The sequence below is a fragment of the Rhizobium sp. AB2/73 genome (assembly GCF_020871915.1).
GTDB lineage: Bacteria > Pseudomonadota > Alphaproteobacteria > Rhizobiales > Rhizobiaceae > Rhizobium > Rhizobium dioscoreae.
The window spans coordinates 314,808-337,121 of sequence record NZ_CP067072.1 but is presented as its reverse complement, the minus strand read 5'-3'; the positions used below and the strand labels follow the sequence as shown (position 1 = coordinate 337,121).

15 protein-coding genes and 3 pseudogenes are annotated in these 22,314 nt (G+C 58.4%); 9 read left to right on the top strand and 9 right to left on the bottom strand.

Going from position 1 to position 22,314, the window contains the following annotated elements:
- Positions 1 to 14 precede the first annotated feature (14 nt).
- A complete protein-coding gene (locus I8E17_RS21235) occupies positions 15 to 1,271 on the top strand; it encodes an FAD-dependent oxidoreductase (RefSeq protein WP_069614698.1) in 1,257 nt (418 codons plus the stop codon).
- 9 nt (positions 1,272 to 1,280) lie between these two features.
- Here I8E17_RS21235 and I8E17_RS21230 read toward each other — a convergent pair.
- Positions 1,281 to 1,772, bottom strand: a pseudogene (locus I8E17_RS21230) (DDE-type integrase/transposase/recombinase); the annotation flags it as partial.
- A 171-nt stretch (positions 1,773 to 1,943) separates the two neighbouring features.
- Between I8E17_RS21230 and I8E17_RS21225 the strand changes: the two are divergent.
- The 5 genes and pseudogenes from I8E17_RS21225 to arcC all read left to right on the top strand — a co-directional run bounded on the left by I8E17_RS21225 (position 1,944) and on the right by arcC (position 7,262).
- Positions 1,944 to 2,438: an NUDIX domain-containing protein gene (locus I8E17_RS21225; protein ID WP_069614699.1), complete on the top strand. Its 495-nt coding sequence runs from the start codon at positions 1,944 to 1,946 to the stop codon at positions 2,436 to 2,438.
- A 266-nt stretch (positions 2,439 to 2,704) separates the two neighbouring features.
- Positions 2,705 to 4,071: pseudogene (locus I8E17_RS21220) on the top strand (basic amino acid/polyamine antiporter).
- 14 nt (positions 4,072 to 4,085) lie between these two features.
- Positions 4,086 to 5,303 (top strand): arginine deiminase, encoded by a 1,218-nt coding sequence (locus I8E17_RS21215; protein WP_069614700.1) that lies wholly within the window; start codon positions 4,086 to 4,088, stop codon positions 5,301 to 5,303.
- A 17-nt stretch (positions 5,304 to 5,320) separates the two neighbouring features.
- Positions 5,321 to 6,322: pseudogene (gene argF, locus I8E17_RS21210) on the top strand (ornithine carbamoyltransferase).
- A gap of 1 nt (position 6,323) precedes the next feature.
- Complete coding sequence (gene arcC, locus I8E17_RS21205) at positions 6,324 to 7,262, top strand: carbamate kinase (protein ID WP_069614702.1); 939 nt, start codon at positions 6,324 to 6,326, stop codon at positions 7,260 to 7,262.
- Positions 7,263 to 7,474: 212 nt separating this feature from the next.
- Here arcC and I8E17_RS21200 read toward each other — a convergent pair whose 3' ends face one another.
- The 7 genes from I8E17_RS21200 to I8E17_RS21170 form a co-directional block, all read right to left on the bottom strand.
- Positions 7,475 to 8,965: an acetyl-CoA hydrolase/transferase family protein gene (locus tag I8E17_RS21200; protein ID WP_069614703.1), complete on the bottom strand. Its 1,491-nt coding sequence runs from the start codon at positions 8,963 to 8,965 to the stop codon at positions 7,475 to 7,477.
- Between the two features lie 205 nt (positions 8,966 to 9,170).
- On the bottom strand, positions 9,171 to 10,430 hold the full coding sequence (locus I8E17_RS21195; RefSeq protein ID WP_307777815.1) for an MgtC/SapB family protein: 1,260 nt from the start codon (positions 10,428 to 10,430) through the stop codon (positions 9,171 to 9,173).
- A 72-nt stretch (positions 10,431 to 10,502) separates the two neighbouring features.
- Positions 10,503 to 11,624 (bottom strand): ABC transporter permease, encoded by a 1,122-nt coding sequence (locus tag I8E17_RS21190; RefSeq protein ID WP_069614705.1) that lies wholly within the window; start codon positions 11,622 to 11,624, stop codon positions 10,503 to 10,505.
- Position 11,625: 1 nt separating this feature from the next.
- On the bottom strand, positions 11,626 to 14,343 hold the full coding sequence (gene rbbA / locus I8E17_RS21185) for a ribosome-associated ATPase/putative transporter RbbA (protein ID WP_069614706.1): 2,718 nt from the start codon (positions 14,341 to 14,343) through the stop codon (positions 11,626 to 11,628).
- Positions 14,340 to 15,374, bottom strand: coding sequence for an HlyD family efflux transporter periplasmic adaptor subunit (locus I8E17_RS21180; protein ID WP_069614707.1), 1,035 nt, complete (start codon positions 15,372 to 15,374; stop codon positions 14,340 to 14,342). Before I8E17_RS21180 ends, rbbA begins: the two co-directional genes overlap by 4 nt.
- Before the next feature lie 1,140 nt (positions 15,375 to 16,514).
- Positions 16,515 to 16,874 (bottom strand): hypothetical protein, encoded by a 360-nt coding sequence (locus tag I8E17_RS21175; RefSeq protein WP_069614709.1) that lies wholly within the window; start codon positions 16,872 to 16,874, stop codon positions 16,515 to 16,517.
- An 18-nt stretch (positions 16,875 to 16,892) separates the two neighbouring features.
- Complete coding sequence (locus tag I8E17_RS21170; RefSeq protein WP_069614710.1) at positions 16,893 to 18,494, bottom strand: MBL fold metallo-hydrolase; 1,602 nt, start codon at positions 18,492 to 18,494, stop codon at positions 16,893 to 16,895.
- A gap of 126 nt (positions 18,495 to 18,620) precedes the next feature.
- Here I8E17_RS21170 and I8E17_RS21165 point away from each other — a divergent pair, with 126 nt between their 5' ends.
- Complete coding sequence (locus I8E17_RS21165; RefSeq protein WP_069614711.1) at positions 18,621 to 19,454, top strand: universal stress protein; 834 nt, start codon at positions 18,621 to 18,623, stop codon at positions 19,452 to 19,454.
- Between the two features lie 326 nt (positions 19,455 to 19,780).
- Entirely contained in the window at positions 19,781 to 20,428 is a 648-nt protein-coding gene (locus I8E17_RS21160) for a BON domain-containing protein (RefSeq protein ID WP_069614712.1), read from the top strand.
- A gap of 97 nt (positions 20,429 to 20,525) precedes the next feature.
- On the opposite strand, the gene I8E17_RS21155 is transcribed toward I8E17_RS21160, so the two are convergent.
- A complete protein-coding gene (locus tag I8E17_RS21155; RefSeq protein ID WP_069614713.1) occupies positions 20,526 to 21,032 on the bottom strand; it encodes an Hsp20/alpha crystallin family protein in 507 nt (168 codons plus the stop codon).
- Between the two features lie 114 nt (positions 21,033 to 21,146).
- Here I8E17_RS21155 and I8E17_RS21150 point away from each other — a divergent pair, with 114 nt between their 5' ends.
- The gene (locus I8E17_RS21150) at positions 21,147 to 22,139 is read left to right on the top strand and encodes a universal stress protein (RefSeq protein WP_229002178.1); all 993 of its coding nucleotides are present in this window, start codon (positions 21,147 to 21,149) and stop codon (positions 22,137 to 22,139) included.
- Positions 22,140 to 22,314: the final 175 nt, after the last annotated feature.

Below are 22,314 nucleotides of genomic sequence, written 5' to 3'. Positions count from 1 at the left end.
AGGACGAAAAGGCAATGACAGGCAAGGTAATCGTTGTTGGCGCTGGCATCATCGGTGCCACCGCGGCATTGAGATTGGCAGAAGCAGGCTGGGATGTCGCGCTTTGCGACGGCAACGCCCCGGGCAGCGAAGCCGGAGCAAGCTACGGCAATGGCGGCTGGATCAGCCCGGCGTCGATCATACCGATGAGCATGCCCGGTCTGTGGCGGAAGGTCCCCGGTTTCCTTCTCGATCGAAACGGGCCGCTGACGATCGATTGGAGGTCGCTGCCGCAGCTGACGCCTTGGCTCCTGCGGTTCTTGTGGGCTGGTGCCAGTAAGACCCGCGTACGCCGGACGGCGAAATTGCTGAACTTCCTGCTGCATGACGGCCCTGAGCGACATCTGGAACTCGCGCGAAAGACCGGACAGGAACAGCTCGTTCTTCAGAAAGGGCTGCTCTACGCCTATCCCGACCGGGCCTCCTTCGAGGCGGAAGCGCTGAGCTGGGAACTGCGCCGGGAAAACGGCGTAGCATATGTGGAGTGGGACGAGACCGAAATCCGGAGAAGGCTTCCGGCTCTCGGCCCCCCCTATCGCTTCGCCATCCATGTGGTGAACGGCGCCCATTGCCGCGACACCGGCAGCTATGTAGCCGGCATCGTGGAAGCCGCTCGACGCAAGGGCGTACAATTCCACCCGTCCGCCGTGACAGCTATCCTCGACGGTGTGATGCCGCAGGCGGTGCTGGAGGGTGGCGAGACGCTATCTGCCGACCGCATCGTCGTGGCCGCGGGCATACATTCCGGCCGCCTGCTTCGCCCGCTCGGCGTGCGCATTCCGATGCAGAGCGAACGGGGCTATCATGTGACTGTGACATCAGGGCAGGCACCCTTCGAAATTCCCGTAATGCCGAGTACCGGCCGGATGGCCAATACGCCGACCAATATGGGCCTGCGCCTTTCCGGCCAGGTCGAGCTTGCAACCGTGAACAAGCCTCCGAATTGGAAGCGCGCGCAGGTGCTGCAACGTCATGCTCTGGCGAGTTACCCCTATCTGGCTGCCGACAAGACACCCCACCTTCGCCTCTGGATGGGACATCGGCCATCCACGCCCGACGGGCTTCCTGTGATCGGCCCACTGTCACGCCATCCCAGCCTGATCGCCGCATTCGGCCACGGGCATGTCGGCATCGCGGCGGCTCCCAAAACGGCGGATCTGGTACTCGACGCATTGGAAAGTCGCATCAGCGACAACGCATGCCCTTTCCTACCCAGTCGCTTTGGGCAATGACCAATCGCCCTGCTGCTGCAGGAAATTGGCGTCGGCTGGCTTGGTGGTCTCCAGCTTGAGTGTGAGATGCATGCGTTCGTGGCGGCCGTTCTGCTGCGGATTGCCTGGCTTGATGCGCTCGATGTCGATGCCGAGCCTCAGCCACCAGACCGCCAACCGCGACAGATTGAACAAGCCGTTAGGGCTGGCGAAGGGCACGCCATTATCGGTTCCGATCGCCTTGGGCAGACCGAACTCCTTGAAGACGCTCTCGAAAACGGTGAAGGCGTAGGCCTCCTTCGTCGTGTGCAGCGCCTCGCAAGCCAGGAGATAGCGGCTAGCGAAATCGGTGATCGTCAATGGATAGCAGTAGCGCTTGTCGGCGAGCATGAACTCGCCCTTGTAATCGGCGCACCACAGGTCGTTGGGCTGGCGAGGTTGGGAGAGAGGTGTTCCCTGTGCCCTGTTGCGGCGTCGCTTGCGGTGCTGGACCAGCCCGTTACCGTCGAGCATCGCGTGCACAATTCTCTGCCGTTGTTCGTACCTTTGTTGGACGCCTGTGAATATCGTGCTGATCAGGATAGTCTGGGTGAGGTTAACCACTTTATTCGCACATTCGAACGCGATTCTGGCTGTCAACAAATCCGAGTCTGCATAAGGGCCAATCTCGCGTGCTGGCGGAAATGATCAGCCATGAAGAAAAGCGCTGGCATCTTAATGTATAAAGAGGCGGAAAGCGGTTTTTTGATCCTGCTTGTCCACCCAGGCGGCCCCTTCTGGCACAAGCGAGATGAGGGCGCGTGGTCCATTCCCAAGGGCGAGTATAGGGAGGATGAGGAAGCTGAGGCCGCGGCCCGGCGGGAATTTGCCGAAGAAACGGGGCACGTGCCTGAAGGCAAGCTGCAGCCGCTTGGCCAATTACGCCAGAAGAGCGGTAAGCATGTCATTGCTTTTGCGCTGGAGGGGGAATTCGACACCTCCAGCCTGCGCAGCAATATGTTCGAAATAGAGTGGCCGCCGCGAAGCGGACGCATGCAAGCATTCCCCGAAGTCGATCGTGCCGAGTGGTTCGCCCTGGCCGAGGCGCGCCAGAAGATCGTCAGCGGTCAGGCCCCCTTCCTGGAACGTCTGGAGGAGCTCCATATGGCAGCCGCGCAACGCGTCGTCGACCAGACGGGCAAAAAGTAATGCTGTATCATAGCTGTGGCGAACTCCGAGATCGCCGGCTGACATTCTAACGACAGGGCGTCGACATCCGCGAAAAATGACAATTTACTTGACCAGGATCAAGGTTTATCGCCGCCACCCAGTGTCCAGTGTCTCCCATGGATATTTTCGATCCTTGGGAGAAGATCATGACTTCGATCGGCATAAAACTTGTCACCTCGACCGAGCCGGTCGCGGTTAATGGGAAATTGCGACTGGGTTCATTAACGGCGTTGGTCATCGGTTCGATGATCGGCTCCGGTGTCTTCAGCTTGCCACAGAACATGGCGGCAGGCGCCGGCCCGTTGGCCATCGCAATCGGCTGGGGGATTACGGCGATTGGCATGCTGGCCCTGGTCTTCGTATATCAGTCGCTCGCCACTCGCAAACCAAACCTCAACGCTGGTCCCTATGCTTATGCAAAAGCCGGCTTCGGACCATTTATTGGCTTCAACAGTGCCTGGGGCTACTGGCTGAGCGCATGGATCGGCAATGTATCCTATGCGGTTATCGTTTTCAGCGCCCTATCCTATTTCTTCCCGTCCTTCGGCGATGGAAACACTTGGCAGGCGGTGCTCGGTGCGTCCATCCTGCTGTGGTTGATCCACACGCTTGTCCTTGCGGGCATCCGCCAGGCGGCGGTCGTGAATCTTATCGTCACCATCGCAAAGATCGCGCCGATTGCATTGTTCGTCGGGGTCAGCGTCGTCGCCTTCAAGCTGAATGTCTTCTCGCTCGATTTCACCGGTCTGGGCAATGCTAGCCTCGGCTCGATCACCACCCAGGTCAAGAGCACCATGTTGGTCACCCTCTGGGTGTTCATCGGCATAGAAGGTGCCAGCGTCTTCTCGGCCAGGGCAGAGCGACGGAGCGATATTGCGACAGCAACGGTGCTCGGTTTTTTCACCTGCCTCGCATTCTACGCACTCGTATCCCTTCTTTCGCTCGGCATCCTCAACCAACCTGCGCTTGCTGCGCTGAAAAATCCGAGCATGGCCGGGGTACTTGAGGCGGTGGTCGGCCCCTGGGGCGCGGCTCTCATCAATATCGCGCTTATCATCTCGGTGATCGGTGCCTTTCTGAGCTGGACGCTTCTCGCAGCCGAGATTCCCTTCGCGGCGGCCAAGGACGGGACCATGCCGAAATTCCTCGCCTCGGAAAGTGACCGCGGCGTCCCATGGGCTTCACTGCTGATCACCAATCTTCTTGTCCAGGCGTTCCTGGTCGTTACGCTCTTTGCTCACAGCACCTATCAGGCGTTGTTTCCATCGCATCAACCGCGATCCTCGTGCCCTACATCTTCTCGGGCGCCTATGCTGCGAAACTTGCCATATCAGGCGAAGGCTACGCACCCGGTGAACAGCGTACCGCTCCGATGCTCGTCGGCCTTCTGGCAACGTTTTACGGGTTATGGCTCGTCTATGCGGCCGGCCCGGCCTACCTGTTCATGTGTGCGATCCTCTATGCGCCGGGCATTCTCTTCTATGTTCTTGCCTGCCGAGAGTCAGGTCAAAGGCCCTTCCGTCTATTCGAAGCCGTGCTTGCCGTCGCGCTTGTGGCGGTGGCCCTCCTTGCTGCCTACGAAATGTGGGCCGGCCTCGTCAGCCCGTTTTGACAAGGAGCAGCGTCATGAATGTTCCCGGGGTTCATTCGGAAGTCGGTCGTCTCCGCGAAGTCATGGTTCACCGCCCTGATCTGAGCCTTCGGCGCCTGACACCTGACAATTGCAAGGCCCTGCTTTTCGACGACGTGCTTTGGGTCAAGCGTGCACGCCAGGAGCATGACGTCTTCGTCGATGCTTTGCGCGAACGCGGCGTGATTGTGCAGTCATTGGGCGAATTGCTCACGGAAACGATGGCTTTGCCAAAGGCGCGCCGCTGGCTGCTCGATCGCCGGGTCGAGTCCGCGGTTGTCGGACGTGACATGGTCGACGAACTGCGCGGCTGGCTCAATGAGATGCCAGCGGATCAGCTGGCGACCTGCCTCGTCGGCGGCATCGCGCGTGCCGAATTGCCATTTGAACCGCTTGGGCTGACTGGACGGACACTGGCGCCGCAGGATTTCGTGCTACCACCGCTGCCGAACCAGCTCTTTACCCGTGACAGTTCCTGCTGGATCTATGGTGGCGTCTCGGTCAATGCCATGTATTGGCAGGCGCGGCGGCCAGAGGCTGCAAATGTCGAGGCGATCTATCGTTTTCATCCCCGGTTCAACGCAGCCGACTTCACATTCATCTCACCCGAGAGCCCGGTTACCGGAACCAGTCTTGAAGGTGGTGACGTGATGCCGATTGGTGATGGTGTCGTCCTGGTCGGCATGGGTGAGCGCAGCACTCCGCAGGCGGTCGGCACGCTTGCTCGAAGTCTCTTTGCAAGCGGTATCGCAAAACGCGTCATTGCGGCCCTTATGCCGCGCGATCGCAGCTTCATGCATCTCGATACCGTCTTCACCTTCTGCGACCGGGATCTGGCGACCATGTATCCTCCCGTCGTCGATCGCTTGCGGAGTTTCTCGCTGCGGCCGGGCGATGCCGAAGGTTCGGTGGATACCCGGGAGGAGACATCTCCGTTTACCGACGTGGTTGCGCAAGCGCTTGGATTGAAGAGCTTGCGTGTCGTTGCGACCGGCGGCGACCGCTATGAAGCCGAGCGCGAGCAGTGGGATGACGGCAACAATGTGATCGCCATCGAGCCCGGCGTTGTCATCGCCTACGACCGCAACGTCTATACCAATACGCTGCTGCGTCGTGCAGGTGTCGAGGTTATCACCATCGAAGGGGCGGAACTCAGCCGTGGCCGCGGCGGCGGTCATTGCATGACGTGCCCGATTGCTCGCGCCCCACTTTAGTTGCGAAGGAACTTGTCATGCCTATCAATCTTCATGGTCGCAGCGTTCTGTCCCTCGATGATCTGGATGCCGAGGAGATTCGGTAGCTGCTGCGCCTTGCCGCCGATCTCAAGGCCGCAAAACTGGGCGGTTACGAAGTGCCGCGCCTGACGCGAAAGAACATCGCACTTATCTTCGAAAAGGACTCGACACGCACCCGAACCGGGTTCGAGGTGGCAGCTTATGACCAGGGCGCCCACGTCACCTACATGGGTCCTACCGGCAGCCATATCGGCCACAAGGAATCGATGAAGGATACTGCGCGCGTTCTCGGCCGCATTTATGACGCCATCGAATATCGCGGGTTCGCGCAGAGTGCAGTCGAGACGCTGAAAACCTATTCCGGCGTGCCGGTCTATAATGGGCTGACCGACGTTTCTCATCCGACGCAAGTTCTCGCCGATCTCATGACCATGCGCGAATTCACCCACAAGCATCTGTCTGACATGGTCGTGGCCTTCCTCGGCGACGGGCGCGACAATGTGGCGATGTCGCTGGCGCTAGGCGCCGCCAAGGTCGGGATCGATTTTCGCCTCGTCTCGCCGACGGCCCTGTGGCCGGACCAAGCGTTTGTCGATCATGTGAAATCGGAGGCATGGAAGAGCGGCGGCAAGTTTGCTTTGATGGAACATGTCGGTTCAGGGGTACTGGGGGTCGATTTTGTCTATACGGACGTCTGGCTTTCAATGGGCGAGAGTGAATCGGCTTGGAAAGAGCGCATCGGGCTTCTTTCCCCATTCCGGGTTACCGCCCAGGTGATCGAGGCGACCGAAAACCCCTATGCGAAATTCATGCATTGTCTTCCAGCGTTTCACGACACCGAGACGGAAGTCGGCGCCCGCATCGCTAAGGAATATGGCATTGATTGCATGGAGGTGACGAACGAGGTTTTCGAGTCTCATGCCTCCATTGTTTTCGATCAGGCCGAAAATCGCATGCATACGATCAAGGCCTTACTCGTCGCGACGATTGGAGGCTGACATGCTGATCGTCGCTGCGCTCGGCGGGAACGCACTTCTGCGCCGCGGCGAGCCGATGACCGCTGAACATCAGCGCGCCAATATCCGGGTCGCTGTTGCCGCCTTGGCTGATCTCATTCATGCCGGTCACTCTTTGGTCATCACCCATGGCAACGGTCCCCAGGTCGGGCTCCTTGCTCTGCAGGCGGAAGCCTCCAACGGCAATGGTTTCCCCTTGGATATTCTGGGCGCCGAAACAGAGGGGATGATCGGCTACATGATCGAACAGGAGCTAGGAAATCTCCTGGAGAACAATCCAATCGCAACCTTGCTGACCATGGCGCGGGTGAAGGCGGCCGACCCCGCCTTTTCACATCCGACGAAGTTCATCGGGCCGGTTTACGATGCAGCAACCGCGCGACGGCTCGCCAGAGAGCGCGGTTGGAGAGTTGCGCCAGACGGTGAAAACTGGCGGCGCGTCGTCGCCTCGCCAAAACCCTTGGCAATCGTCGAGGCAAAAACCATCGCCTTGCTGGTCAATCACGGCGTGACCGTCATTTGCACCGGCGGCGGAGGCATCCCCGTGATTGAGCAGGCTGATGGCAGACTTACCGGGATAGAAGCCGTGATCGACAAGGATGCCGCCAGTGCGCTGCTGGCAAGGCAGCTGAATGCCGACATGTTGCTCCTTCTGACAGATGTCGATGCGGTCTATCTGGACTACGGGACACCAAAGGCTCAAAGCTTGGGTCGCATTGATCCGGAGATGTTATCTGACGTGAGGTTCCCACCAGGCTCGATGGCGCCAAAGGTCGCCGCCGCGATCCAGTTCGCAAAGGAAATGGATAGACCGGCCGGCATCGGCAGGCTGGAGGACGCGGGCGCCATCGCCCGCGGCGAGAAAGGAACCTTTCTTGACCCGCGTCTGTCGGCAAAAGGTTGCTATAGGCAGCAGGCGTAAGCCGATTCATTCCGTATGCGAGATTCGATCTCCCTCGTAGCAACGTTCAATATCGCGTGCGTCGACACTCCGATTTCAAAAACTTCCTGTTTCCGCAGGCATGTCTGGAGGCTTCCTCCGGACAGTGATGAACGTTTCCATTCTGGCACACAGATGCCGTCGGGAGCGTCCATCAGAGGCCGATCGTGATTAAATGATCCTCGATATCCGAGCTAAGCCAGCATCCGACCGATTTCGCGCAGTGAGCTGTGCCATTTGAGTGCCTCTTCGATGACGTGCGGCGTTTGTCCGCCCCGCGCAAGGCCTCTTTTGTGGTAGTCGGACAAGGCTTCGCGATAGGCCGGATGGACGCAATTGGCGATGATGGTGGTAGCGCGTTCCCGCGGCGCAAGACCGCGAAGGTCAGCCAGCCCGGTTTCGGTCACCAATATATCGACGTCGTGTTCGGTATGGTCCACATGGCTGACCATGGGCACGACCCTTGAAATCGCACCGTTCTTTGCCGTCGATTTCGTAACGAAGATGGACATGTAGGCGTTACGGGCAAAATCGCCCGAGCCGCCAATACCATTCATCATATGTGTTCCACCGACATGGGTCGAATTGACATTGCCGTAGATGTCGAACTCCAACGCGGTGTTGATTCCGATGATCCCAAGGCGACGAATGACTTCCGGATGATTGCTGATTTCCTGCGGGCGCAGGATCAGCCGCGATTTATATGCTGCGATATTTGGAATGACCTTGCGAGACATGTCGGCGGACAAGGTCATTGAGGAACCGGATGCAAATGTGAGCTTTCCGGCGTCGATCAGATCGAAGGTCGAATCCTGAAGGACCTCGGAATACATGGTCAGATCGTGAAACGGCGTATCGATGAAACCGTGGAGTACGGCGTTTGCGATCGTGCCGATGCCGGCCTGAAGCGGCAGCAGGCTTTGGCTCAAGCGTCCGAGTTTGACCTCATGCATCAGGAATTCAGCCAGATGCCCGGCAATCGCCCGCGTTTCGGCATCCGGCGGCTGAATGGTAGAAGAACTATCGCTGTTTTGCGTGACGACAACAGCGGCGATCTTCTCCGGGAGAACCGGAATGAAAGGAACGCCAATCCGGCTGTCTGGTGACATGACGGGAATTGCCTCGCGGCTTGGCCGGCGCGTCGGGATATAGATATCGTGCAGCCCCTCCAACTCCTGTGGCTGCGACTGGTTGATTTCGACGATGACCTTATCGGCTAGGATCGCGAAGCTTGCCGAATTGCCGACCGATGTTGTCGGAATGATCCCGCCGTCTTCGGTGATGGCCGTCGCCTCGATCACGGCAATATCGACCGGCGAGATCTGGCGGCTGCGAAGAAGTTCCACCGTCTCGGACAGATGCTGATCGATGAACATGACTTCGCCGGCATTGATCGCGTTTCGCAGAACCGGATCGGACTGAAAAGGCATACGACGGGCAAGCACGTGCGCCTCGACCAGGGCCTTATCGAGATTGTTGCCCAGTGACGCACCGGTCATCAGCGTGATCTTCAGCGGATCGTCCTTGGCGCGCTTGGCAAGCGCCATGGGCACGGCTTTTGCCTCGCCCGCGCGCGTAAAACCGCTCATGCCGATGGTCATTCCGTCCTTGATCAGCCGGGCGGCATCGTCCGCGCTTACAATGCGTTCGAGCAGCTCCCTGTTTCTTATGCGCCCGCGAAACATGGCGATCCTTCCTCAGATCATGGATATCAGGAACAAGAGCCGAGATTGCGACATGCGCTGCATCTCGGTCTTTCGGGGTAAATGCGACGAGAAGTCGGGACATCTTCTAAGCCGAGTGCGCAATGCTGCATTGATTTCCGTCAATCGAGCTGGGTGCCGGCCATGATTTCATGGGGGATCGCTATGTCCTGGCCCCCGGCCGCGGTCACGCCAAGGTGCTAAACCCGAAATAAGCAGCAACGGCGACGACGAGCGCCATCAACGTTGTCGCACTCAATGCTGTGGCGTAGGCGCGACTTCCGAACATGATGGCCAGCACCATCTTCACTATCAGATTGGCGGCCGCGGCCAGAGAGATCGCTATCGTCGCAACCTCCGTCGTCAGCACCGAGCCCGCCATGCGTGCCGTCGACAGGGTGATGGCATCAAGATCGGCAAGTCCCGAAAGCAGCGCAACGACAAAGATCATCGATGACCCGATCTGGTCGACCGTGAGTTTCGATAGGAAGCTTATGACGCCGAGAAATGCTCCAAAACGGAGAACCGTGAGCAATTCGAACGGATTATCTGGATTGATGCCGGTTGCCTTATCGTCGGCCTTCGCTCCCCTGAGCATCAGGAAGCTCGCCGAAAGAAAGACAAGAATGACGGGAACGAACGCGACAGCCAGCTTGGGAACGAGTACAGGCGCCAATATGCCACTGATGACCAGTGCCCGTCCGATGGACATTGCTCCGGCGATCGACGCGCCGGCAGCGAGGCTGTGGGTCGCCTGAGTGCTGCGGGACGATAGACGCGCAAAGGACAAGGTGACAGCAGTTGACGAAATGAACCCGCCTGCAGCGCCACTAAAAAGGATTCCATGTTTTGGTCCGGCGATGCGGACCGCCAGATAGCCGACATAGGAGATGGCGGCAATCATGATTGTCAGCAGCCATAGCTGGAATGGATTGATGGCATTCCAGGGATCGATTGTTCTGTCGGGAAGGAGGGGCAGCGCAACGAGTGTCATGGCAAGCAGCACGAGTGCAGCTCTAAATTCCAGCCAGGTCAGGTTTCGCAGGAATCCATGCAGACTATGGCGAGCAGCCAGCAACGCAGTCACCGCGACGCCTCCGGCCGCAGCGACGGTCATGTCGGAAACGGTCGCTATGACCCCGAGGACGAAGACGGCGAGAGCCGCTATGACGCTGGTGACGCTGTAGTCTTCTTCCTGCTCGGCCTCATATCTGCTGAAGACGACGAATGCGATGCCGAAAACAACGAAAACGGCGGCCGGCAGGATCGGTCCGAGCTTGACCTGCAGGAAACCTGCCAAGCCGCCCAGAAAGCCGGACAGGCCGAAGGTGCGAATACCGGCCGTTCTTTTACCGGGCTCCGTCTCGCGCTCCTGCCAGCCGCGCTCAACCCCGACCAGAATACCGATGGCAAGAGCGAGGCTGAGACGCTGAAACGCTTCGATCATATCCATTTCATGACAATAGTGACGAGCGAATGCACAAGCAATCTGGACTACCAAATTCCACCGGGAGGCACCTCACTGACCGCTGAGAAGCGACTTGCGAAAACGCAGCGTAGCCGTGGCAAAGAATGCCGCTCCGATGCCGAAGAGCGCCAGCATTTGCGGCCATATGATCGCAAATCCGGCTCCCCGATAAAGCACGGCCTGGGATAAGGCGACAAAATGTGTCGATGGCGAAAGCTGCATCACATTCTGCAACCAGCCGGGCATGCTCTCCATGGGTGTCGTGCTTCCGGACAAGAGGTTCATGATGATAAGAACCGGCATCACAATCAGTCCGAACTGCGCCATCGAAGTGGAAACGGTGGCAATCAAGATGCCGAGTGACGTCACCGAAAACTGATAGAGGACGGCCGCGGCTACAAAGAGGCTCACAGATCCAGCGACGGGCACACCGAGCAGGCGCTCGACGACGACGATAAGCGAGAAGATCGCAGCAACGACGATGACGAGGCCATTCGCCCATATTTTCGCGAGCATGATTTCGATCGGGGTGACCGGCATGACGAGCAGGTGCTCGATCGTTCCATGTTCGCGCTCGCGGATCAGTGCCGCGCCCGTCAAGATAACCGAGAGCATGGTGATATTGTTGATCACCTGCATCACGGCCGTGAACCATTCGGATTTGAGGTTGGGGTTGAATTTCGCCCGTACGACCAGATTGATCGGTTGTTTCCGATCAGCTCCAGGCATTGCCGTCAGCACCTCCTGCAGGATGATATTCTGGATATAGGAGGCCCCATTGCCGGCCTGCGACATCGCGGTCGCGTCGATATCAATCTGGACCGATGGATGGCGCCGGGCGATCACGTCCTGCTCGAATTTTGGTGGAATCTCGACGACAAAAACGAAGCGGCCGGCGTTCATCACGGCATCGATCTCGTCGGCGTCGATCAGTTCCGGAGGCTTGAAAAATGGCTGTAGCAGGGCATCGCGCAATCGTGCGGACAGCATCGAACGATCTTCATCGACGATCGCCACCGCAGCATTCTCAACCTCGAATTTCGCGCCCGTCGCCACGGCATAGATGGCGAAGGTAAAAGTATAGACGATCAGCACGACCAGGACAGGATCGGCCTGGAGGCTGTAGAGCTCCTTAATGCCGAGGCGAAGGATCCGGAAAAGGCGGGCAACCATGTCACGCCCCCCTCTTTCGCAGTGAAATGATCGCGGCCGCGATGAACCCGAGTCCAAAGAGGCCGATCACCAACATATCGGGCCAGAGATCGGCAAAACCCAGCCCCTTTGCTACGACACCGACGCTGACCGGCTGATACCATGCCGATGGGAAGGCAAGTCCCATGAGCCGTCCGCCCCCTGAAAGGGACGAGACCGGGACGAGCAGTCCGGAAAAATTCACCGCCGGGATAATGGCGATGATGGCTGTCGCGAAAATGGCGGCGACCTGACTGCGGACAAAGCTCGATATGAACAGCCCGAAGCCGGTCGTCGCGAAAACATAAAGCAGCGATCCGGCAGCAAAAGTCAGGAGGGAGCCTTTGACCGGCACTGCGAAGACAAAACGAGTCATCAGCACAAGAAGAATGAAACTCAGGAACGCGATTGCGACGTAGGGCAACTGCTTGCCAAGAAGGAATTCGATCTTCGTGACGGGCGTCGACTGGAAGTTGGCGATGGATCCGGTCTCTTTCTCCTTGACGACGCCAAGCGCGGTCATGATGGCGGGAATGAGCACCAGCATCAGCACGATGACACTTGGCACAATGGCATTGGCGCTTTTGAAAGCCTGATTGTAACGAAAACGACTTTCAATTTCAATGGGATAGGCGGATGTGGCGCGACCGCTTTGACGGGCGGAGTTATCCGTCATGTAGCTCGTGGCAAGCCCTGAGACATAGCCGCGCGCCGTCTCCGCCCGGAAAGGCATGGCGCCATCCAGCCAGACCGAGACTTCCGGATGGGTCTGACGCAGCAGATCCCTGCCGAAATCGGTCGGAATCTCGATCGCCAGCTTCAGCTCGCCGCTTTTAAGACGGGTCTCCAGGTCATCGATGGAGGACACCGCCGGTTGCTCATCAAAGTAGCGCGAACCCTGAAAGCTCTCCAGAAGTTGCCTGCTCTGAACCGATTGGTCCTGATCGAAGACAGCAAAGGGCAGCCGCTCCACGTCGAAGGAGATGCCGTAGCCGAAGGCCAGGAGGAGGATTACCGGACCTAGAAATGCGAAGATCAACCGCGTGGGGTCGCGGCGTATTTCCAGGTTCTCGCGCCATGCGTAGGCCCATAAGCGGCGAAGGTCGAAGATGCCCGGCTTCGAGACGTCGGCAGCCTTCGCCCCAGTTGCGATTGGCGGCGTGTCGTCCCGTCCCATCCCCGCCTCGGTGAGCACGTCGATGAAGACATCCTCCAGCGCCTCGCGACCACGCTGCTTTTTCAACTCCGCTGGACTGCCGACGGCGAGCACCTTGCCCTCGTGCATCATGGAAATACGATCGCAACGTTCGGCTTCGTTCATGAAATGCGTGGAGAGAAAGATCGTCACCCCATCTTTGCGTGACAAGCTCACGAGCGAACGCCAGAAACTGTCGCGGGCGACCGGATCGACCCCGGATGTCGGCTCGTCCAGGATCAGTACCTCCGGGCGATGGATAACCGCCGCCGCCAGTTGCAGGCGCTGTCGCATGCCGAGCGGCAGGCTCTCCGGGCGACGATCAGCAACGGGTGTCAGCTCGAAATCGGCAAGCATTTCCTTGATGCGAACCGTCAGCTGCTCGGCCTGAAGGCCGAACAACTGTGCATGCAACACCAGGTTCTGGCGGACCGAGAGTTCGCTATAAAGAGAAAATGCCTGAGACATGTAGCCGACGCGGCGACGCGTTTCCAAATCCCAGGCCTTGAGCGGTTGACCGAAGAGGCGCGCCTCGCCTTCGCTTGCGGGAAGCAAACCCGTCAGCATCTTCATCGTCGTACTTTTGCCGCTGCCATTCGAGCCGAGAAAGCCAAAAATCTCGCCCCTTTCGATGCGAAAGCTTACGTGATCGACGGCCGTGAAGTCACCAAAACGTCTGGTAAGTCCCTCAGCTTCTATGGCGGGGATACCATCTCCCGCCGGGCGCGGGGCCCCGAGAAGCGGCGCATGGGCTCTACGCAGTTCCTCCGGCAAGAGTGCAACAAAGGCGCCCTCCAGGGAGGATTGTCCCGTGCTTCGCTTGATCTCAGCAGGGCTCCCCGTCGCGATGACCCGGCCGCCATACATGGCGACAAGCCAATCAAAACGTTCGGCTTCCTCCATGTAAGCAGTGGCAACGATGACGCTCATTCCCGGCCGTCTCGCCCGCATGCGTGCGATCAATTCCCAAAATTGCCGACGCGACAGCGGGTCGATGCCCGTCGTCGGTTCGTCGAGAATAAGAATGTCCGGATCATGGCTCAGAGCGGCACAGATGCCGAGTTTCTGTTTCATGCCACCTGACAGCTCACCGGCGGGGCGATCCCGAAACGGAGCGAGCCCAGTGATTTTGAGCAGTTCGTCCATGTGTTCCCGGCGCTCGTTGCGATCCATCGCGAAGAGGCGACCGAAGAAATCGAGATTTTCCGCAACGCTCAGCGTCGGATAGAGATTGCGGCCAAGACCCTGGGGCATATAGGCAATGCGGGCACTGGCGAGACGGCGCTGATGCGCGTCGGACATATTGCCGTCGAGGACGTGGATGTTCCCCTGTTGCTGCCTTGTCACCCCGGCAGCGAGCGCGAGCAGCGTCGACTTTCCAACGCCGTCCGGGCCAATCACGCCTGCCATGCAGCCCGCCGGAACAACGAGATCGACCCCGTCGAGTGCCACTTTCTTCCCATAGCGATGCGTAACGCCGGCGAGGCTGATAACTTCGCCCGTCATTGGGGTAACTTCACGGCGAGTTGCGGCGGCCATGCAGCGGCAGGATCGGTGCGCACGTAACCCACGCCGCGAACCCCCGTCTTCACCCGCGTTTCGTACTGCTTGAGCAAACCGGAGGCGATACGAAGCTTTACGCGGAACATCAGCTTCTCGCGCTCGTCCTCTGTCTCGACCGTTTTCGGCGTGAACTGCGCCTCCGCGGCAACGAAGGAGATGGTCGCAGGTACGACATAACCGGGCGCTGGATCGAGAATGATTCGCGCCTCATCACCAAAAGCGAGGCGCCCAGCGGCCCTCGCTGGCAGAAAAACGGTCATATAGACGTCAGTCAAATCCAGGAGTGTCGCGATCGGCGCACCGGCTGCCACCACTTCGCCCGACTGCACCAACTTATATTCCACGCGCCCTCGTCTAGGCGCCTTTAGGATCGCATCGTCGAGCTGCGAGCGAACGCGCGCAACCTCGGCGCGGGCGGCGTCCAGCCCAGCCTGAGCCTCATCGCGGCTTGCGAGCGCGGAACGAGAGACCGCCTCGGCAACGGCGAGCTGGCTGCGACGCAGGTCGAGTTGTTGCCGCGTACCGCTGCCGGTGGCACTGAGATCGGAGGCTCGTTCAAGTTCCAGGCGCGCAAGTGTGAGTTCGCTACCACGCTGCGCGATGGTCGCCTCGGCAGTTGCCACGCCGGTTTCGGAACGCCGAACTTCCGCCTCCGCGCCCGAAAGCTGCGCATCAAGCTCGGACGTGTCCATCCGCGCAATGACAGCGCCGGCATCGACTATCTGTCCCTCCTCGACAAGAACGTCGGCGACACGGCCAGCGAATTTCGCGGAAACCAGAACCTGTTGCGCCTCGATGCGGCCGTTGGACGTCGCTATGCCGGGCAGCGGCTCGCTGCCGCGCAGCTTGTTCCAGAGCTCTTGCACCTGGTCGCTCAACGTTGCTGCATCACGCGCCACGGCGTCGTGGCTTCCTGCATTCAGGCTCAGGATCGCAACAACGGCAAAAAGAAAAGGGACATGGGATTTGTGCAAGAAACGGCTCCCGAAGAACGAACTGAATGGGTGCTGCCGGCGTGGCGAACCACTCAGGCGCTGCGTTCATTATTCGCGGGTGGGATTCCTCGTCATTGATGTAGATCATCTGCTCAGTGCAAGCGTCGCGGTCACTCATTGTTCGATCCGATCCGTGAAGGGAGATCTTCCGTCCTTTGAGAAGAGACTTCGGCTGGCCAGACGCAGCAAAAGGCCACGGGATCTCACATCCCTCTGCCATTCTTTCGGCCTGATAGACATGTCCCGCTTCGTCCCTACTGGTCGATCACGGCGTGACCGCCACCTGCACGGGCGGCGGAGGCATCCCTGTGATCGAACAGACGGACGGTGGACTTACCGAGATTGAGGTCGTCATCCACGAGTATCCCGCTGATCCGTGGCGGGACTATCACGCCGAAGGTCGCTCTTCATAAGTAATCCATGGAGACCGTTCAACTCGGGGGAGATAGTTCTGTGATCGTCAAAGCCCGGCAAGACGTCGCCTCAACATCCCATGCAAATAGAACCGCGATGTTGATCCAGGACAACGCGCATCATCGGGAATTCGGTGACGATAGTCTCGATCAAGGAGGCTTATTATGAACTTTATCCCTTCCCAGACCTTCTCGGATTCTGCGCACCAAGCCGAAACATGGGTCGTAGAATTGTCCGAATATCTCCATTGTGAACGGAATGAGGCCTATGAGTGCCTGCGCTCCGTCCTGCACGCGCTTCGAGATTCAATGAGCCAGAAGGCGATGGCTGACTTCTCAGCGCATCTGCCGCCATTGATCCGCGGATTATTCTACGAAAACTGGCGGCCTGAGCACACCCAACCGTGCTCAAATAGAATGGCTTTCCTTGCGAGCGTAGGCACGCGATCAGTGAGGCTGAATGACATAGGCGTCGAGCAGGCAACACAGAATGTCTTCAAGTTGCTGGATCATCGCTTGAGCCCACCTGCGATCAAGAAAGTCAAGCTCGCGATGAATCCGTCCCTTGGGTCGCTCTGGCCCGAGCGCCCACGGCAATCAAATAGCGCCGCGTAGCTTAACAAGGCGAACACCGGCAAACCGCGATGTGAGAAACGCGTGGGCTTGCCGCGCTGCCTTTATTCCGGCCGGTTGCTGCCGTGCGCTGTCATTTCATGCTCGCTATGCGCCGCAATCGGCGGACGGTCTCGCAACCACCGGACTTCGCGGTGGTACCAGCCTGGTTGCCCGCGACTTCGGCTGCCGCATCAAGTAGCTCCAAGGCATATACTACCGCCGCATCGGTGTCCTCGGGACAAAGGCTTGCGTTTGTGCAGCGCGCATCAAGGGCTTGTCTGATCCTATTTCTGATGGAGAGCATTCCCTTGCTGCCGGAATAGGCCGAAAGCTCATGCAGGCAAATTGAGGCGACAATCTCCGACGCGATGAGCTTGCCCTCGACCTCTCCGAGTCTCGGAATGGCAAATCGCTGCCCTCCCCTTCTGCAATCGCGATCCGTCATCAGCATGGTCTTACTCCGTTGTGGCTAGCTTGAACGCCCGTCATCCTCAATAGCTCTTTTGACGCGCCGAAGAATAACGGCGCGCGCTTTCCGGTCGGCGGTTTGACGCAACCGCTCCTCGAGATCGAGGACGATCGATTGATAATCATTATGCCAATCCGAATGGCCGACATCCTGGGGTGCTAGGCGCGGAGGCGGCGTACCGCGTGCGAGCGGTACGGCTGCTGTTTTCGTCAGACTGTAGCTGTCGTCAAGCGATGGCACGATAATGGTCGCTTCCGGCTTCTCGACCAACAGACGAGATTTCAGACTGTCGCGCGCGGCAGGCTCGCCATGAACCAGAAACAGCCCCGAGCGAATTGGCTCCCTGGCTCCTATCCAAGCTCTCAATTCGCTGGCGTCGGCGTGACCGCTATAGGCATCCAGTGATCGCACAGTCGCGCGGACAATGATCTCCTCACCCTGGATTTTTACGGTGCGCGCGCCGTCTTCAAGAATTCTCCCGAGGGTGCCGGCTGCCTGGAATCCGACGAGCAACACCGTGCCTTCATCGCGCCAAAGCCAGTTCTTGAGACGGTGACGAATGCGGCCGGCCTCACACATGCCGCTGGCAGCGATGATGATATGGAAGCCGCGAATGAGGTCGATTGCTTTTGATTGCTCGGCCGTTTCCGTAAAGCGTACATTTTTGGCATTCAGTGCTTTGATCAGTAGGCCGCCGTTAGGGATGGAATGCGCATGCTGCTTGAAGATTGCGGTCGCGCGCGAAGCCAATGGAGAGTCGATGATGATGGGACAGCGGGATATCTCACCAGCATCCATCAGCGCATTGATATCAGCAACCAATTCCTGTGTGCGTTCGACCGCAAATGATGGAATCAGCAGAGCGCCGTTGGGATGATAGGCCTTGAGAAGGATCTCGCGAAGTTGCCCGCGGCGAGCAACGTCGGAAACTTCGTCTCGTTCACGATCCCCATACGTGCTTTCGCAGATGACGTAATCGAAATCCTTGGGAGCATCCGGCCGGGCCTCCAAAAGCTTGTGTTGCGGACCAACGTCACCGGAAAACAGTATGCGGATGGGGCCATTTTCGGTCGCGAGCTCGATTTCGACCGAAGCCGAACCGAGCAGATGTCCGGCGTCCCAAAGCCGAAATCCAAGTCCGCCCTCCAATCTCTGCCATTCTTTATAGTCGACCGCTCGAAACTGCATCATCGCGGCGCGCGCGTCTTCTGCGGTGTAAATGGGTTGCAACATGTCGCGCGATCTATGCCGGTAGCGGCGATTCAGCTGCTCGACTTCTGATTCCTGAATATGTCCGGAGTCTTGCAGCATGATCGAGCACAGATCCAAGGTGGCCGGCGTACAGTGGATCGGCCCTTCGAAACCGGCTTTCACCAGCTTCGGGATAAGTCCCGAATGATCGATATGCGCATGGGTCAGAATGACGGCGTCAATCAGAGACGCATCGAATGGGAACGGCCTGTAATTTAGTTCCTTCTCGGTCTTGGAGCCCTGGAACATGCCACAATCGACCATTGTGCGGGTGCCGCGGTGCTCAAGGACAAAGCACGAGCCGGTTACCGATCCGGCCGCACCGTGGAAATGTAAAACTGAATCCGTCATCTGGTTCCCTCGCATGCATTCAACCTTATGCGCGGCGGATCAGGTTCGCTTTGCGGAAGATCAAGGAAATGAGGTTGAAAGTGAGGTTTGCTGTCCTTTCCTTCAAACAGGAAAGGCGATCCGACCATGTCCATCAAAACCGTCTTGAGTATCCTCGACGTCAATCAATTCAAGGATGACCTGAAGGGCGCCGTCGACTTTTGCCAAACGCACGGTGCCCATCTTACCGTATTGGTGGTTTCGATGTGCGCCACGCCTCCGCTCACCGGATATGATGCTCTCTCCACGATCAGGCTCGGTGAGCAGCAACGTGAAATAGATAGATTGGCCGAAAAAGCGGCCGATATCACAACGCTGCTCAGCGGGAGCGCGTCCTCCTATGACGTGCAGGAGATCTACACGGAATTTGCCTGGGCAGACGATGATATAGCCGAGCGAGCTCTTTATGCCGATCTCGTCCTCATCGGTCCGGAGGCCGCCCGCAACGAGGAACTTCGGCGAAGAGTGATCGACGGGGCGTTATTTCAGTCGCCCACACCAGTCCTTGTCACCCCGAGCGACAAGATGGTTCGGCTCCCGCCGAAAACAATTTTGCTGGCCTGGGACTCTGGCGAGGAGGCCGCGCGCGCCGCGCGCCAGTCGATCGACTTCTTGCAAGCCGCCGGAACGGTTCATGTCACGCTTGTCGATCCCCTTGCTGCGCGCTCCGTCAATGGCGAAGAGCCTGGCGCAGATATCGCTGCTTTCCTCACGCGACATGGAGTCAAGGTCGATGTCGATTGCGTTGCGAGCGGCGGTCGATTGGTCGATGAAACGTTGCGACAACACGCAGCAGACATCGCAGCCGACATGATCGTCATGGGAGCCTATAGTCATCCACGCTTGCAGGAACGCCTGTTCGGTGGAGTGACACGATCGATGCTGAAAGACTCGGCCATACCGTTGTTTCTTGCCCACTGACAGCAAGCGCCAATGCTGTTTTCCTGGCATGCCTCCTTGATGCTTGCCGGCATTGTAGACGTCGCATGATCAACAGGTAGCCCGATAAGAGAGCAAGCGCGGCCAGTCAGCCATCGACTGAAGACGAAACTTGATAGCCCCTGAATCCGCGCACCAGGGGACCCAGTTCCAGACGACCCCGGGTCTACCCACCGGTCCCGACCGACCCGACGGAGCTCGCCAAGACACGGTTTCGTCTTTGACCCAACGCAATGACACTGGACGCCGGATTGACGAGATTTGATTTGAGGCGCGAGCCTCGATCAATTGTCTTCAAGGAGGACATCATGAGTGATCTGAAGATACGTCGGGATATTCTCGACGAACTGGAATTTGATCCTAGCATTGACGCCGCCGCGATCGGCGTTTCGGTGCAGAATGGCGTCGCGACACTATCTGGCCATGTGAAGAGCTGTGCCGAGAAAATGGCGGCGGAGGCAGTTACTCGGCGGGTGAAAGGCGTCCGGGCGATTGCCGATGAGATCGATGTGCGTTGGCCCGAGCAGAAAAGGCATGCCGACGATGAAATCGCAGCTCGCGCACTTGATATCATTACCTGGGACACTGCGTTGCCGGATGGCGCCATTGGCGTCAAGGTCCAGCGCGGGTGGGTAACACTCTCTGGCGAAGTACGCTGGCACTTCCAGCGCATGGCGGCGGAAAATGCCGTCAAAAAGCTTGGCGGCGTTGTTGGCGTGACGAATATCCTAACCATCCGCCAACTTGTCGGCGCATCGGATATCAAGGAACGGATCGAGCAGGCGCTACGGCGGAACGCTGAGATCGAGGCGGACGGAATCAGAGTTCGCGTCGCCGACAGCAAAGTCGTTCTTGAAGGCGACGTTCATGCCTGGAGCGAGCGTCATGCGGCAGAGCAAGCCGCATGGTCCGTCCCCGGCGTCGCCATTGTTGAAAATCATCTCCATGTCGGCTGACGCCAAAGGGAGGGGTGAGCCCCTCCCTTCTTCTGCCGCCGGCCCCCTTGGCAACCTACAGCTGAGCCGCGACGGACAAGTGTAGAGCGTTTGTGGGCTAGCCTGCCTTGATTGCAATTTTCCGGTCGTTCTTGTGAGCATTGGCTGTCTTCGGTAAAACGACCTTCAATACGCCATTTTCGAAGGACGCGTTGATACTGTCTGCATCGACACCGTTGGGAAGTTGGAGACTGCGCTGGAACGACCCATAGCGTCGTTCGCTGAGATAGTATTCCTTCTCCTTTTCCTCCTTGCGTTCGTGCTTTTCGCCTTTGACCGTCAGGATACCGTTCGCGAGCGTCAGATCCAGCTCCTTCGCGTCGATCCCCGGAAGCTCAACTGTGAGCTCATAGGTCTTGTCGGACTCGATGAAGTCAGCAGCCGGCACGCCGCGCGTGAAGGCATTCGGGAAACGAGCAAACGTCCGGTCGAAGAAACCCGGAGTAAAGTCATTGAAGACGCGATCAATTTCCGATCGCAGGCTCTCGAATGGCGCCCAGCGCTCCATAGCGGGCGCCGTCTTCTTCTCCGTGCTCACAGGAAGCTTTCTTGCCATATCGGCCATATCTTTTCTCCTCTTCGTTACGGGGACCATTGGAGGACGACTTTGCCTCGGCCCCTTTCCAAACCGTCTTTATAAGACGTGGTGTCATCAAAGACGGTGTCGCGAGACTGTTCATTGATCAGCATCAAAATGACGTGCAATCGCGCGTCCGAGGCGATTGGAATCGTCATTTTGACGATCATGAAATCGATCGGCGCCATCTGCGGGCCGGACACCTTGATCTTCATCAAGGCGAAGGCGGGGCGCCGACGCGATCATTACGGCCGCCCCTTGGAGGAGACTGACATGAAACCGCAATTTCATCTGCCGTTGATCACCTATCCCACAGCCAGTTCGCTTTCCGTCGTTCAAAACGCGATCGACTTGGCGCGACATCAAAAAGCGGATCTCATCGCCAGCCTCCCGCAGATCAAGATGCCGCTCGTCGGTCAATCGTCCCCATGGGTCGACGACATCGAAAGATTGGGCTCGGAGGCAAAACGCTTCAGCCGCGACAGCGGTGTCACATTGAGCGAAGCATTCTGCGACTACGCCCACGGCGCGGGCATACGCGCCGTTATTCAGGCATTCGAAGCATCAGAGCCGCAAATCCGTGAGACTCTGGTAGAAATCTCGCGTGCTTATGACCTGTCAATTATCGAGGCGTCCGAGACCATGATGCCATTGCTTGAGAAGCTTCTGTTCGAAAGCGGCCGACCTCTGGTCCTGTTCCCTGCGAACCACGTGTGCGGGCGGATCGACACGGTGGCAATCGCATGGGATGGAAGCGCGCCGCTGTCGACAGCATTGACAGGCGCCAGATTATTCCTGGAAGGCGCGTCGAAGATCATTTTGATATCGATCACCGATGATGGCTCAATGAATGAGAGGAGCCGGGCCCGATACGCGGAGGTGCTACGCAACAGCGGCTTGGATGTGGAGATTATCGTGGCCGGCGCAAATGGCGAAGAGGTAGCCGTCGCTATCCAATCGACGGCGAGAGCCTTGCACGCAGATCTGATTGTCGCCGGAGCCTACGGGCACTCCCGAATTCGCGAATTTGCCCTTGGAGGGGTCACTCGATCACTGCTGGTCGATCTTGAAATGCCCGTTCTTGTTGCTCACTGATCAAGCAGCGGAAGATTGATATCAACGTTTACTCCCCGCCCCCGAACTTCGGATGCCGGATATCTATCGTTCCGGCTCAGGCCAATCTTTACATTTCGATCAGCGCGTTTCTCATACCGTCGCAGCGGTGGCGCATCTCAGTAGATAATCACGGCATGACGGCTTCAGCGGGCGG

Bases quoted from the DNA above. Each gene is read 5' to 3' on its own strand.
- I8E17_RS21235 (WP_069614698.1), top strand. From the start codon at position 15: ATGACAGGCAAGGTAATCGTTGTTGGCGCTGGCATCATCGGTGCCACC.
- I8E17_RS21225 (WP_069614699.1), top strand. From the start codon at position 1,944: ATGAAGAAAAGCGCTGGCATCTTAATGTATAAAGAGGCGGAAAGCGGT.
- I8E17_RS21215 (WP_069614700.1), top strand. From the start codon at position 4,086: ATGAATGTTCCCGGGGTTCATTCGGAAGTCGGTCGTCTCCGCGAAGTC.
- arcC (WP_069614702.1), top strand. From the start codon at position 6,324: ATGCTGATCGTCGCTGCGCTCGGCGGGAACGCACTTCTGCGCCGCGGC.
- I8E17_RS21200 (WP_069614703.1), bottom strand. From the start codon at position 8,965: ATGTTTCGCGGGCGCATAAGAAACAGGGAGCTGCTCGAACGCATTGTA.
- I8E17_RS21195 (WP_307777815.1), bottom strand. From the start codon at position 10,430: ATGATCGAAGCGTTTCAGCGTCTCAGCCTCGCTCTTGCCATCGGTATT.
- I8E17_RS21190 (WP_069614705.1), bottom strand. From the start codon at position 11,624: ATGGTTGCCCGCCTTTTCCGGATCCTTCGCCTCGGCATTAAGGAGCTC.
- rbbA (WP_069614706.1), bottom strand. From the start codon at position 14,343: ATGACGGGCGAAGTTATCAGCCTCGCCGGCGTTACGCATCGCTATGGG.
- I8E17_RS21175 (WP_069614709.1), bottom strand. From the start codon at position 16,874: ATGCTGATGACGGATCGCGATTGCAGAAGGGGAGGGCAGCGATTTGCC.
- I8E17_RS21170 (WP_069614710.1), bottom strand. From the start codon at position 18,494: ATGACGGATTCAGTTTTACATTTCCACGGTGCGGCCGGATCGGTAACC.
- I8E17_RS21165 (WP_069614711.1), top strand. From the start codon at position 18,621: ATGTCCATCAAAACCGTCTTGAGTATCCTCGACGTCAATCAATTCAAG.
- I8E17_RS21160 (WP_069614712.1), top strand. From the start codon at position 19,781: ATGAGTGATCTGAAGATACGTCGGGATATTCTCGACGAACTGGAATTT.
- I8E17_RS21155 (WP_069614713.1), bottom strand. From the start codon at position 21,032: ATGGCCGATATGGCAAGAAAGCTTCCTGTGAGCACGGAGAAGAAGACG.